Origin of the sequence: Methylotenera sp., assembly GCF_030653755.1 — a bacterium.
Lineage (GTDB): Bacteria > Pseudomonadota > Gammaproteobacteria > Burkholderiales > Methylophilaceae > Methylotenera.
This window is the reverse complement of record NZ_JAURYU010000024.1, coordinates 108,284-121,501: the sequence shown is the minus strand read 5'-3', so window position 1 is coordinate 121,501 and position 13,218 is coordinate 108,284. Positions and strand designations below refer to the sequence as shown.

The window sequence follows — 13,218 nt, the reverse complement described above, 5'->3', positions numbered from 1 at the left end:
TGAAAGCGTATTCATTTTATTACTTTCTATTTTCTCATTGGGTATTGGTATAGGCTCGCTCATGTGTGAAAAGCTATCTAAAGGAAAAGTAGAACTTGGACTGGTATTGTTTGGTGCATCTGGTTTAACCATATTCGGCGTAGATTTATATGATGCAAGTGCAAACATCTATGAAAGCTTAAGTAATAAAGCATTTTTTGATTACGCGGCATTTATTGCAAAACAATATGATGCAGAAGGGCACTTAATCCTTAGTCACTGGCGCTTACTTGCAGACATCGCATTCATCGGTATTTTTGGCGGCTTATACATTGTGCCGTTATATGCATTTATCCAAACGCGCGCTGAAAAAAGCCATCAATCTCGTGTAATTGCAGCCAACAATATTCTAAATGCCTTGTTTATGGTCATTTCTGCACTATTTTCTGTGTATGTTTTCAATATGGGCTTGAACATTCCAGAACTATTCTTAGTCACAGCACTGCTGAACGTAATAGTCATGGCTTACTTGTGCATACGTCAGCCAGCTTACTTGCGGTCTTTTATTGCTTGGTTAAAGCCTAATCCATAAACACCCCTAAACAACAGGCATAAAAATATCTTTAACCTTATAATAGCAAAACTATTTTTCATCACTACGCGTACATGTCCTTAATCAGAAAACTGCATCTCTCTATCTGGAAGCTTTCCTCCAAATTAGGTCCGTTTGCGCCATTTATCGCCATGTTAATACTAGGCTTAGCAATATTATCTGCTGCACGTCTAGGCTTGGTCTTATGGAAGTTTGATCGCGTGACCAGCACAGGGAAATTAATAGAGATTTTGGTGCAAGGCATCCGCGTGGATGTGATTCAGCTTTGCTTAATCACTTTAATTCCATTATTACTCGCACCGATTTTAGCCACCCGACGTCTATTTAAAATTTGGCAAAGATTCTCCTATGTATGGGTAACGATTGCACTGGTTTTACTAGTGTTTCTAGAAGCGGCGACCCCTGGGTTTATTGGGGAGTATGACGTGCGGCCAAACCGAATTTTTGTTGAATACCTTCAATATCCAGACGAAGTATTCAGCATGTTATGGCGTGGGTTTAAGATTGAAATATTTTCAGTGTTAGGGGCTGTCGTATTAGCAAGTTGGTTCGTGCACAGTTTTATGCGCCCTTGGCTAAGCATACAATCAAACTGGTCTAATAAAAAATTATGGTTAGTATGGCCACTCATTTTTATATTAACTGCATTTGGCATCCGCTCGTCCTTGGGCCATCGACCTGCAAACCCTGCATTATTTGCTATCACAGCGGATAGCATGGTGAATAGCCTTGTTCTTAATTCTGGTTATTCAGTGGTATATGCGACTTACAACCTCATGAAGGAAACAAAATCCAGCGACATTTACGGCAAAATGCCACGTGAAGAGATTTTTAAAATCACGGGCGCCAAAGAAGCAGGCCTCCCCACACTCACCACGCTTAACCCCAGCAATAAACGTGAAAAACCACTCAATCTGGTGATTATTCTGCAAGAAAGCTTAGGCGCTACCTTTGTAGAGTCTTTAGGTGGTGTTCCTGTCACACCCAACTTAGAGAAGTTAAAAGAACAAGGCATCTGGTTTGAGCAGTTATACGCAACTGGCACCCGTTCTGTGCGTGGCATTGAGGCTGTAGTCACAGGCTTTCAGCCAACACCCGCAGACAGTACAGTGAAGCTGTCAAAATCACAAAAAAACTTTTTCAGCATTGCTGCATTATTAGAAAAACAAGGCTATCACACTGAGTTTATTTATGGTGGAGAATCGCATTTTGACAATATGCGCAGCTTCTTCATGGGTAACGGCTTTAACTATATTGTTGATCAAAAAGATTATAAAAACCCAGTGCTCACCAGTAGCTGGGGCGTGTCAGACGAAGACTTACTCAACAAGACCCATGAGCAACTATTAGCACACCACAAAGCGGGCAAACCATTTTTCACGCTAGCATTCTCGTCATCAAACCATTCACCGTTCGAGTTTCCCGATGGCCGCATTGAGTTGTACGAGCAGCCAAAAAATACAGATAACAATGCAGTGAAATATGCAGACTACGCTATAGGCGAGTTCTTTAAAAAAGCACAAAATAGTCCGTATTGGCAAGATACTGTTTTCCTAATTGTTGCCGATCATGATATTCGAGTACGCGGCGCTGATTTAGTACCAATAGAACGCTTTCATATTCCAGCGCTCATTCTAGGTGCAGACATTAAACCACAACGCTATACTGGGCTTGCCAGCCAACTAGACTTACCAGTGACCATGCTTTCACTCATGGGCGTGCAAGGTCAGCACCCAATGACAGGGCGTGATTTATCTAACATTCCACCTGATAGCCCAGGCCGTGCCATGATGCAATATAATGAAAATTATGGCTGGATGGAAGAAAGCAAACTAGGTAAGCAAGTGGTGGTCTTACGTTCTGGCAAAGCACCTGCACACGGTCTATATGACAGTAAAATTAAAGACCTCATTGAAACACCCTCACCAGCTAATGCTAAATTACTTGAGGATCGCGCCTTGGCAAATGTGTTACTGCCAGACCTTCTCTACAACGAACAGCGTTACCGTTTACCGTAAATCTGAATGAATAATCCAATTAAACAACGCAGCATGCTCACATGGCCTATTATTAGAAAAGGGCTTGCTTACATTCTAACTGGCAAATTTAGACTAAAAAATGCTTACTTACCAGCAGAACACCATACGGTTCCAGCTAATTTTATTGGTGTTTGTGTTGCATCATCAACTGACCCAGCGATGGATGATTATGTGATTGCCGAGTTGCGCGCATTAGGCATTAACCAAGTCCGTTTAGACTTCACCTATGGTGATTTAGAAAGCTTTAACGCACGCTTCCTGAAACGCTTAATTAATGATGGGTTTCATGTCACTTTGCACCTGATACAGCCATTTAGCCATGCAAAAAACATGGAAAGCAAGACAGAACAGGAAACTTGGCAAAGCTTCTTAAATGACGTGCTCAACCGTTTTGGACGCCATATCTCTCGTGTAGAAATCGGCAACACCATCAATAGAAAACGTTGGGCAGGCTATACAGTTGATGGCTTTCTTGCCGCTTGGGATATTGCTTACACGACCATCAAACAACATGGTATCGAACTGGCTGGCCCAAACGTAACGGACTTTGAGCCTATATATAACATCGGCATCTTAAGTCTGCTTAAAGCCAAGCAGCAGTTACCAGATACCCACAGCAACAATCTATTCTCTGAGCGCGTGTCAGAACCAGAGCGCTTTGACCACCGTATATTAAAATACCGCTGGGCAACAGCATTAAAGTTTAATCTGATTAAAAAAGCACGCCTACTCAAAAAAATTGGTCAGGACTTTGGCATCAAGCGCTTTATTTCTCCCGTGGCATTTTGGGCAATCTACCGCATTCAGCGCCTACTGCCTAATGGCGAACAGAAACAAGCCGATTATGCGGCACGCTACATGCTACTCAACGCAGCCTCTGGTGCGCTAGATCAAGCATTTTGGGGGGCGTTTATCTGCCACCGTGAAGGCTTAATTGATGATGGGTTAGTTGATGCAGAATATCCTGCACTAGAACGTGTTACCCACTATGCTAGCGTAGATGGTAAGCAAAGTAATTTCTGGCGCCACGCCAGTTTTAATGCGATTAAAACCGTAGCAATGATGATTCAAGGTGCTGAATATATCAAAGCAATATCGAGTGCAAATGGATTGGAAATTCATCACTTTCAGACTAATGAACACGATATACATGCACTATGGACGATTAATGGCAAAGTAGCTTTACTGCAAGATATTTACGACATCAGTGATATCAACACCGCGACTACCATTCACCGTGACGGTCATTTATTGAACGCTCAAATCAATATCGTATCCGAATCGCCTATCTATATGCGCTGGCCAAAAGATCAGCCAGTGCAAATAAAAGACACCGCCGCACTGGCTAAAGACTTAGCAATACACGCACATATTCAAGCACTGCAATACTATCCATTCCGCCAAAATAATTGGTTTGGCATGATATTGGCACGTAATGCCGAAGAGGCTTTGCTGATTGGTGAGCAGTTACACCCCAGCAAACTGATTAGCCCACAAAAGGTTGATGCATTACGTCACGCACGCAATGCAATATGGGCGTTACCTGACCCACGCAACGCGCAAGCACAAGTCACCGTCAAACAGCCAGTTAAAATGTATCCGCATAAGGCACTGTTAGATAGGTTCAAGCCTAGTAAAGCCAAGCGCAGCTGGAATGGGGCCGTTGAGTTATTAAGACGAGGCATCAGCACTGCGCATCCAGTCGCTTTTTTCGAGCAGCAAGGTGACAAAACACTCAAACAGAATTTCTATATTTGCGACTACGTCAAAGCAGACTGCTCAGTAGGCGAAATGTTTGTGCACTTTGCAAAAGGGAATAAAGAGTTTCATTTTGCAAAGAAGAACAGCTCTGTCCGCGCAGAGGAAGTTTACCAACAACTAGCACAATACTTACATCGCATGCATCAAACAGGCGCTTTCTTCAGAGACTTATCAGGTGGCAATGTATTAGTACAACTACTAGACAACAATCAACTGTCATTCTCGCTGATTGATACCGCACGTGCGCGGTTTTATACCCACCCAACTCCGATGAACCAACGTGTGTCAGACTTAGCCAGAATGTGTAATAAGCTTCACTGGGCAGGACGTGAGCGCTTCATGGGTTTATATCTTGCCAATATTGGCAAGAAACTGAACCCAAGCATTAAATTTTCATTTTACTTATATGACTTTAAAGTCGCATTTAAAAGAAAATTTGGACGCAAAGGCATTAAAAAATTAATACAGAAATTTAAAAAGTAAAGCCCAGCCGTCAAACTCATGTACTTCTCATGATTTTCACTAGTCTGCTTTAATGAACTAAGTCATGCGACAAAGTCAGGCTAGCCGTAATATCTTAATCACGTAATGCAATTGTAATTAAGCAAATGCGGTACGAATTTATATAAAAGGAGAATTACTATGTGGACAACACCAGCTGCTACTGAAATGCGTTTCGGTTTTGAAGTTACAATGTACGTAATGAACAAGTAATATCTTACGTATAAATAAAAAGGGTGCTATCAGCACCCTTTTTATTTGCCCAAATGATGGAGCACTTTGTTGATAGAACACTTTGTTTATTGAGGTTTAATCACAAACTCCTTTGGTAAAAACACCCAAATCTTACCTGTTTGTTTCATGGCACCTGCTTTTGCTCCTGCACCAGCACCAGTCCCCCAAAAGAAATCTGCACGAACACCGCCTTTAATTGCACCGCCAGTATCTTGAGCCATCATTAAACGTTTCAAAGGTTTGCTGGTATTTGGCTCTGTTGTTGATAAAAACACAGGCGCACCTAATGGCACAAACTTAGGATCAATCGCCACACTGCGCTCTGCTAGAATGGGTACACCCAATGCACCTAGCGGCCCAGGCAAGCCAGCTGGAAGCTCTCTAAAGAATACATAACTTGGATTCTGGTTCAATAACTCGCGCAACTTATCTAAATTATTACGCGCCCAGTTCTTAATACCCTGCATAGAGGCCTGTGCCAGTGTCAATTCGCCACGCTCAATCAACAAACGACCGATCGAATGATAGGTATGTCCATTTTGATCAGCATAGCCTACATGCATTTGCTCACCAGTATCTAACTGCACTAATCCTGAACCCTGAATCTGTAAGAAAAACACATCAATAATGTCATCGATATATACAAACTCGCGCCCTTTTACTGGCGAAGCCTCTGTTTCAATCTCTGCACGGTTGTAATAGGGCACTAACTTATTGCCCACTAAGCGACCACGCACGCGCTTATATTTCAGCTCTGGGAATAAACTGTCGAGCTCCACGGTAATCAAGTCATCAGGTGCGGCATAGAGTGGATTAGGATACTTAGCTGATTTAGTGCGACTACCTTTCAACAACGGTTGGTAGTAACCTGTAATCATGCCTTGCTCAGAACCGTCAAGATTACTCGCTTTATACACTGAGAAATGCTCTTGAAAGTAATTAAGTACGGCCTGTGTTTGCGGCTTGTTTGCAGCCTCATTATTTAATTTTTGTGCAGCAGTGCAAGCACTTTTCCACACTGGTTTATTAATTAATGTTGAGCAACTTTGCATCCATGCAGGCCAAGCCAAACTCAAGTTATCCACTTGCAGCCCATCAATGTCGTTCCAGTCTGCGGTTTGTAGCAAACTATAATCAGCCAACTTAGCCAGCTGCTTTTGCTGCTCAGCGGTGACCTCAGCAGGTTTGCTACTGGCTGGCACTTGCACTGGCGCATCCACCGTAAGACAGTCACATTTTGTTTGCGGTGGTGCAGGGATGGCGACAGGCTTAAGGCCTTTGTTTGTACATGCCATCACCAGCAATGTGAATAGTACAAGCAAAGTATGGTGCACAGTTTTTTTCATATTTAATAACAAGTCTTGTATGGAGTATTTGCTGACAAAAGGATGGAATTACACTTAATAATTAAGCGTTCAGGATTAATGCAGTATTCTAGGCATTGCGAGTGAAAATGGTGCGATCACCGCATCAAACTGTGTGCCGTCTTCCGCCACCATTTGATAAGTGCCATGCATTTCGCCCATAGGGGTGTTAATTAAAGTGCCACTCGTATATTCATAATGTTCGGAAGGCTTAAGCAAGGGTTGCGCGCCAACAACGCCCAGCCCTCTAATCTCTTTTTTCTCGCCGTTAGCTTCAGTCACTACCCAATGGCGGCTAATCAACTGCGCTGACACATTACCAGTATTAGTGATGGTCACATGGTAAGCAAATGCATATTGATTATGCTCAATATCGGATTGCTCGGCGATAAAAGTAACCTCAACTTTTACGGTACATTCATAGTGTTTGGCGCTACTCATTATCGTGTTTAATCCTTACTGCTTGTATGCTCTAACTACTTCTATGCTTAGGTGTAAGTGCAAATTGGTAAGGCTTACTATCTATCGTGTATGTTGCAATAAAATACACGACCAAGTAGTTTCATACGACCAAAAAACAGGCGCTATTGCACCAAATAATGTGCAATAGTCGCTAAGGCACTTACTTCGAAATCAAACCTGTTGTTGGTGAACTAGGACTGGCTGAATAGAGCTTTTTAGGCATACGACCAGCTAAATACGCATCACGTCCTGCCTCAACCGCCTTCTTCATTGCGCCTGCCATTAATACTGGATTTTTAGCAGCAGCAATTGCCGTGTTCATCAATACGCCTTGGCAACCAAGCTCCATCGCAATCGCAGCATCAGAGGCAGTACCCACACCAGCATCCACTAATACGGGGATTTTTGCATTTTCAATGATGATTTGCAGATTCCACGGATTTAATATGCCCATGCCTGAACCTATTAATGAAGCTAATGGCATCACAGCACAACACCCGATTTCCTCTAACTGTTTAGCAATAATCGGGTCATCAGAGCAATACACCATCACATCAAAACCATCTTTGACTAAGGTTTTCGCTGCGGCAAGTGTTTCAGTCATATTCGGGTACAAAGTGTTTGGGTCGCCCAACACTTCTAACTTCACTAATTGATGACCATCTAATAACTCGCGTGCTAATCGTAATGTACGCACGGCTTCATCCGCAGAGTAGCAACCCGCTGTATTTGGTAAATAAGTAAACTCTTCTGGCGGCAAAAAGTCCAGCAGTGAAGGCTCACCTGCGGTTTGGCCTATATTGGTACGGCGAATCGCCACCGTAATAATTTCTGCACCACTCGCATCAATCGCTGCGCGCGTCTCAGCAAAGTCTTTATATTTACCAGTACCAACCAACAAGCGTGATTGATAGGCCTTATTTGCTATTTTCAATAAATCTGACAACTTATTATCCTTATCATTCATTAATCGCGATTTTACAATCATGAGTCTATTCAATGTACTGGCTAGCCGCCACCTACCGCGCCAACAATCTCTAATTTGTCGCCATCTGATAGTTTAGTGGCTTCAAATTGACTACGCGGTACGATTTCGCCATTAAGCTCAATCGCCAAACGTTTTCCGATTAGCGCCAGCTGTTCTACTAATTGCGCGACATTCATTTGCACAAGATCAAAACTGCGTGCTTTACCATTTATTGTAAGTTGCATAGAAATTGCACCATATGACTAGATACCATGTGATTAAATCAGGAAACTATGATCATCTGACTAAGTCATTAGATATCAATTCACCTGATATTGTGTAAACAAGCGTGATTGTTTACACAAATAGATTCAAAACAACATTTTACGAAAATTGTAGTGCTCTTAGCAAACCTTAATTGATGTATATTTAATATTTAACTAATCTAGTTAACAACGCCAAATGCTTGATTTACATGCTTACAAAGCGCACATATCCCACAAAAAACATGTGTGTCGTTGTACAATATCTAGAGTTTTTTATTTGGAAGTCTATTCAGAGAGCTATCATGAACATTCAAAGCCACATTGCTGACCTTAACACACCTACTGGTGTCATGCGCACCTATATTCACCGTCCAACAGGCGATGGAAAATATCCTACTGTTTTATTTTATTCAGAGATTTTTCAGCAAACTGGCCCGATTGAGCGTGCCGCTAAAATCATTGCTAGCCACGGCTATGCAGTATTAGTGCCTGAAGTATTTCATGAGCTTAACCCAATCGGCACGGTATTAGGTTATGACGATGCTGGCCGCGATAAAGGCAATGCAGATAAATCAGCAAAAGATGTTGAAGGCTACGATACGGATAACGCTGCCATGATTGCTTTTGTAAAACAACAAGCTTGGTATAACGGTAACATTGGCGCAATGGGCTTCTGTATTGGCGGGCATTTAGCTTTCCGTGCGGCATTACAACCTGAAATTAAAGGCACCGCATGCTTCTACGCAACTGACCTGCACTCTCAAGTGATTCCGAACAAACCAGGTCAACACAGTATGGAGCGCCTCAGCGACATTACGGGCGAGCTATTGATGATCTGGGGCAAACAAGACCCACACATTCCTGCTGCTGGCCGTGCAGATGTATATAAAAAGCTAGGTGACACAAACATCACATTCACATGGCATGAGTTCAATGCTCAGCATGCATTTATGCGTGATGAAGGTGAGCGTTATGATGCGCAAACAGCAATGATTGGCTACCAACTTGCGTTAAATCTATTTAGCCGTACGTTGCATCAGTAATACAATTCATTCGTTTAATTGTAAGTCTGGGCCATAAAAAACCTGATCAAGTGATCAGGTTTTTTTATTTCCAATTTACTCAAAAGTTAGACTGATGTGTCTACATTTTATAGCAAGTCCAAGGTCCGCTTGAAGGAAGGATTAAGCATCTGGCGCACTAACCACCTTAAATATTGCATCATCGACATTGACATATACCCCTGGGATAAACGGCCGTATTGAAGTCTCTTCTGCGGCCAGGGTATTCATGAAGCCAGCAATGAACATGCAGAACTCGATATTTTTGGCATCCAAGTTCGTGGTCTCTTCACCATACCACTTCTTCGAAGCCCCGTCATAGAACCAGTAACCCTTACCCAGCACGCATAAGACAGTACACGGAGGAGTCTCATCTACCGCGTGTTTCACATAGCGTTCAATTTCTGACCCTGTTATATCTGATTCAAAGGCGAGCAACACAGTCGTTGGTAGCGCGCCATGCGTCTTTTTTCCGTCCGAACTTGTTCTTGGGAATGATCTTAAGTCACGGACAGACCGAAATTTCTTGTTTGCGTCCTTGACTTCTGTCGCGGTAAGAGTAGATTTTATTTCGAAAACATACCTTACGCACTCGACTGGAAAGAGGCCAAGGTCTCTGCTTATGAGAATTGGTGGCGCCACCTTACTGTGGTAGACGATCAGGTCGATTTGGTCCGATATTGACTGGTATGAGTCGATTACTTTCCCATTCCCACATGAGTAGCTTTGAGTAAGGAATGGCTCTACGCATTCTTTTATCGCGAGTTCACGAATCTCCCCTTCCATCCCGCGGTGACCAATGCCAGAGCTTAAGCTTTTGGCATTGTGCTTTGCCGCGGTGATCTTGCTCGAGATGAACTCAAAGTGCTTGGTGGTCATTGGAGATACCTAACTAAAATTAAGCATCTTCTTGGGCTTCCATAAAGGCGCGACGGAATGCCATCGGCTCTGAAATACCAACAATAGGCGCCTGTGGATTACCTGCTCCAGAAATAATTAATGTTCCAAAATTAAAAATACGGCCGAGCACACCTTGCTGAACTTGAATACTCTCAACTTTATTGATATTTAGCTCTATTGTATTGCGGCTAATAAAACCAAATTTCGCAATCACTCTTTTATTGGTAAAGGCAAGCTCTGTCGTTTTATATCTAATATACGCAACAATCCAAAAAATAAGACCAAGACCAAATAGTCCTACTGTGAGAAATCCAAGCGCAATTAACGGAGCCAACGACCATAGGCTAATATGGCCTATGTAAATTACCTGTTCATCTTTAATTAGTGCTCCATCGATATAGCTTGTCATATTGCTTCCTTTTTATTAAGTCGATTTAGAAGCTCGACCAAGTCTGTATTTAGTTACAGATGATATTGCTGACTATGCTTACGCACGGCATCTAACATCGCTGCCGCATTTTCTGGCGGGGTCCATTGCGTAATGCCATGACCTAAGTTAAATACGTGGCCATGACCTTTGCCGTAGCTTGCTAAGACACTCGCGACTTCTTTCTCAATAGCCTCTGGTGTTGAAAGTAAAATCGCTGGGTCTAAATTGCCTTGTAATGCCACTTTATCGCCCACACGTTGACGTGCGCTACCAATGTCCACAGCCCAATCCAAGCCTAATGCATCTGCACCAATTTCAGCTTGTGCTTCTAGCCATAAACCACCGCCTTTGGTAAATACGATACTTGGCACTTTACGACCATCATTGGTTTTAATTAAGCCATTCACAATTTTTTGCATGTAGTTGAGTGAAAACTCAGTATATGCATTGTGTGAAAGCGCACCGCCCCATGAGTCAAAAATCATCACAGCCTGCGCACCTGCCATAATTTGCGCATTCAAATATTGAATCACCGTCTGCGCGGTTGTTTCTAAAATATGGTGCAATAAGTCAGGGCGTGCATATGCCATTTTCTTAGTGGTCAAAAAGTCTGTACCGCCTTTACCTTCCACCATGTAAGTGGCAAGCGTCCAAGGGCTACCTGAAAAGCCAATTAAAGGCACACGGCCATCTAATGCTTTGCGGATGCTACTCACAGCATCAAACACATATTGCAATTTTTCCATGTCTGGTGCGGCTAGTTTTTGAATATCGGCTTCTTGTTGCAAGGTGCGCTCAAACTTTGGACCTTCGCCCTCTTCAAAGTACAAACCTAAGCCCATTGCATCTGGCACCGTGAGAATGTCTGAGAACAGAATCGCCGCGTCTAATAATGGATAGCGGTCTAAAGGTTGCAGTGTCACATCTGTCGCAAATTGTGCATTTTTGCAAAGCTGTAAAAAACTGCCCGCGGTTTTACGGCTCTCACGATATTCAGGTAAATAACGTCCTGCCTGGCGCATCATCCACACAGGTGTGTAATCCGTTGGTTGGCGCATCAGCGCTTTTAAGAATGTGTCGTTTTTTAATTGATTCATTTGATTACCTAAATAAAAAAGGACACAAAGCAGTTTTACTTTGCATCCTTTATTTTTACATTGTCATACTTTAAATTTAACTTAACGTGGCAATACAGATGAGCCCATTAAAAATTCATCTACTGCACGCGCAGCCTGACGGCCTTCACGAATTGCCCAAACCACTAAAGACTGACCACGGCGTACATCACCAGCAGCAAATACTTTATCTTTGTTTGTTTTGTAACTTGCATCGCCATCAGTAGTCGCTTTGGCATTACCACGATTGTCTTTTTCTACACCAAACGCTTCTAGCAATTTTTGTATTGGTGAAACAAAGCCCATCGCTAAAAATACCAAGTCTGCTGGAATCGTAAATTCAGAGCCAGCGATTTCAGACATTTTGCCGTCAATCCATTCCACACGTGCGCCTTTTAGTGCAACCACTTTACCGTTCTCACCAATCAGCTCTTTGGTAGTAATTGACCAATCACGGCTTACACCTTCTTCATGCGAACTCGAAGTCCGTAGTTTAAGTGGCCAGTTAGGCCATACTAGCTCTTTATTCTCTTTTTCAGGTGGCTGTGGCATCAACTCAAACTGCGTAATGCTTAATGCACCATGACGGTTTGATGTACCCACACAGTCAGAACCTGTATCACCGCCGCCAATTACAATCACATGCTTACCTGTGGCTTTAATTTGATCAGGGATGGTATCGCCAGCGACCACTTTGTTTTGTGGTGTTAAAAAGTCCATTGCAAAATGTACGCCATTTAACTCACGGCCAGTCACTGGCAAATCACGAGGCTGCTCTGCCCCTGCTGCCAATACCACGGCATCAAATTCAGCCACTAAGTCATCAGCATTTACATTTTCACCCACATGCTGATTGACGCGGAACTCAACGCCTTCCACTTCCATTTGCGCCATGCGGCGGTCAATGTGCGATTTTTCCATTTTGAAGTCAGGAATACCGTAACGCAACAAACCACCGATACGGCTATTTTTTTCTAAAACTACAACGCTGTGACCAGCACGCGCTAATTGTTGCGCAGCGGCTAAACCAGCAGGGCCAGAACCAACTACAGCCACTTTTTTGCCAGTTTTGTTTGGGTTGACTTGCGGTTGAACCCAGTCATTTTCCCAAGCTTTATCAATGATTGCATGCTCAATTGATTTAATACCAACTGCATCCGCGTTGATGTTCAGCGTACATGCTGCTTCACATGGAGCAGGGCAGATACGACCAGTGAATTCTGGGAAGTTATTGGTTGAATGCAATACATCAATCGCGCTACGCCAGTCTTGTTGATACACCAAATCATTCCAGTCAGGAATGATATTGTTGATTGGACAGCCCGTTGTACAAAACGGAATACCACAATCCATACAGCGCGCGCCTTGCTGCTTAGCTTGGTCATCTGTTAAATGCAGCACAAATTCTTTGTAATTCTTAACGCGATCCTGAACAGGCAAATTTGCCTCGGACAGGCGTTCAAATTCCATAAATCCCGTTACTTTACCCATACTATAAAGCCTTTTCCCAAAAGAGTCTCTTTACT

At 43.0% G+C, this 13,218-nt stretch carries 12 protein-coding genes and 1 pseudogene; 5 read left to right on the top strand and 8 right to left on the bottom strand.

All coding sequences use genetic code 11. The features are described from left to right. From Q7U33_RS04745 to pqqA, 4 genes and pseudogenes are all read left to right on the top strand, one after another. A pseudogene (locus Q7U33_RS04745) lies at positions 1-571 on the top strand (MFS transporter); the annotation flags it as partial. Between the two features lie 74 nt (positions 572-645). After that, positions 646-2,610 carry an LTA synthase family protein gene (locus Q7U33_RS04740; protein WP_304858441.1) on the top strand — a complete coding sequence of 655 codons (1,965 nt, stop codon included), beginning with the start codon at positions 646-648 and terminating at the stop codon, positions 2,608-2,610. A gap of 6 nt (positions 2,611-2,616) precedes the next feature. After that, positions 2,617-4,875 (top strand): lipopolysaccharide kinase InaA family protein, encoded by a 2,259-nt coding sequence (locus tag Q7U33_RS04735; RefSeq protein ID WP_304858440.1) that lies wholly within the window; start codon positions 2,617-2,619, stop codon positions 4,873-4,875. Between the two features lie 159 nt (positions 4,876-5,034). Beyond that, on the top strand, positions 5,035-5,106 hold the full coding sequence (gene pqqA / locus Q7U33_RS04730; protein ID WP_012777389.1) for a pyrroloquinoline quinone precursor peptide PqqA: 72 nt from the start codon (positions 5,035-5,037) through the stop codon (positions 5,104-5,106). 86 nt (positions 5,107-5,192) lie between these two features. Here pqqA and Q7U33_RS04725 read toward each other — a convergent pair whose 3' ends face one another. The 4 genes from Q7U33_RS04725 to thiS form a co-directional block, all read right to left on the bottom strand. Further along, positions 5,193-6,473 carry a murein transglycosylase A gene (locus tag Q7U33_RS04725; RefSeq protein ID WP_304858439.1) on the bottom strand — a complete coding sequence of 427 codons (1,281 nt, stop codon included), beginning with the start codon at positions 6,471-6,473 and terminating at the stop codon, positions 5,193-5,195. Between the two features lie 75 nt (positions 6,474-6,548). Beyond that, the gene (gene apaG, locus Q7U33_RS04720) at positions 6,549-6,932 is read right to left on the bottom strand and encodes a Co2+/Mg2+ efflux protein ApaG (protein WP_304858438.1); all 384 of its coding nucleotides are present in this window, start codon (positions 6,930-6,932) and stop codon (positions 6,549-6,551) included. 181 nt (positions 6,933-7,113) lie between these two features. Then, on the bottom strand, positions 7,114-7,920 hold the full coding sequence (locus tag Q7U33_RS04715) for a thiazole synthase (protein WP_370651982.1): 807 nt from the start codon (positions 7,918-7,920) through the stop codon (positions 7,114-7,116). 41 nt (positions 7,921-7,961) lie between these two features. Continuing rightward, positions 7,962-8,165, bottom strand: coding sequence for a sulfur carrier protein ThiS (gene thiS, locus Q7U33_RS04710; RefSeq protein ID WP_304858436.1), 204 nt, complete (start codon positions 8,163-8,165; stop codon positions 7,962-7,964). A 323-nt stretch (positions 8,166-8,488) separates the two neighbouring features. On the opposite strand from thiS, the gene Q7U33_RS04705 reads away from it, so the two are divergent. Further along, positions 8,489-9,229: a dienelactone hydrolase family protein gene (locus Q7U33_RS04705; protein ID WP_304858435.1), complete on the top strand. Its 741-nt coding sequence runs from the start codon at positions 8,489-8,491 to the stop codon at positions 9,227-9,229. A 141-nt stretch (positions 9,230-9,370) separates the two neighbouring features. On the opposite strand, the gene Q7U33_RS04700 is transcribed toward Q7U33_RS04705, so the two are convergent. The 4 genes from Q7U33_RS04700 to Q7U33_RS04685 all read right to left on the bottom strand — a co-directional run bounded on the left by Q7U33_RS04700 (position 9,371) and on the right by Q7U33_RS04685 (position 13,183). Next, positions 9,371-10,126, bottom strand: a complete 756-nt coding sequence (locus Q7U33_RS04700; protein WP_304858434.1) for a DUF6602 domain-containing protein — start codon at positions 10,124-10,126, stop codon at positions 9,371-9,373. A 19-nt stretch (positions 10,127-10,145) separates the two neighbouring features. Then, positions 10,146-10,556, bottom strand: coding sequence for a PH domain-containing protein (locus tag Q7U33_RS04695; protein ID WP_304858433.1), 411 nt, complete (start codon positions 10,554-10,556; stop codon positions 10,146-10,148). 53 nt (positions 10,557-10,609) lie between these two features. Continuing rightward, a complete protein-coding gene (hemE, locus tag Q7U33_RS04690; RefSeq protein WP_304858432.1) occupies positions 10,610-11,674 on the bottom strand; it encodes a uroporphyrinogen decarboxylase in 1,065 nt (354 codons plus the stop codon). Between the two features lie 81 nt (positions 11,675-11,755). Next, positions 11,756-13,183 (bottom strand): glutamate synthase subunit beta, encoded by a 1,428-nt coding sequence (locus tag Q7U33_RS04685; protein ID WP_304858431.1) that lies wholly within the window; start codon positions 13,181-13,183, stop codon positions 11,756-11,758. Positions 13,184-13,218 lie beyond the last annotated feature (35 nt).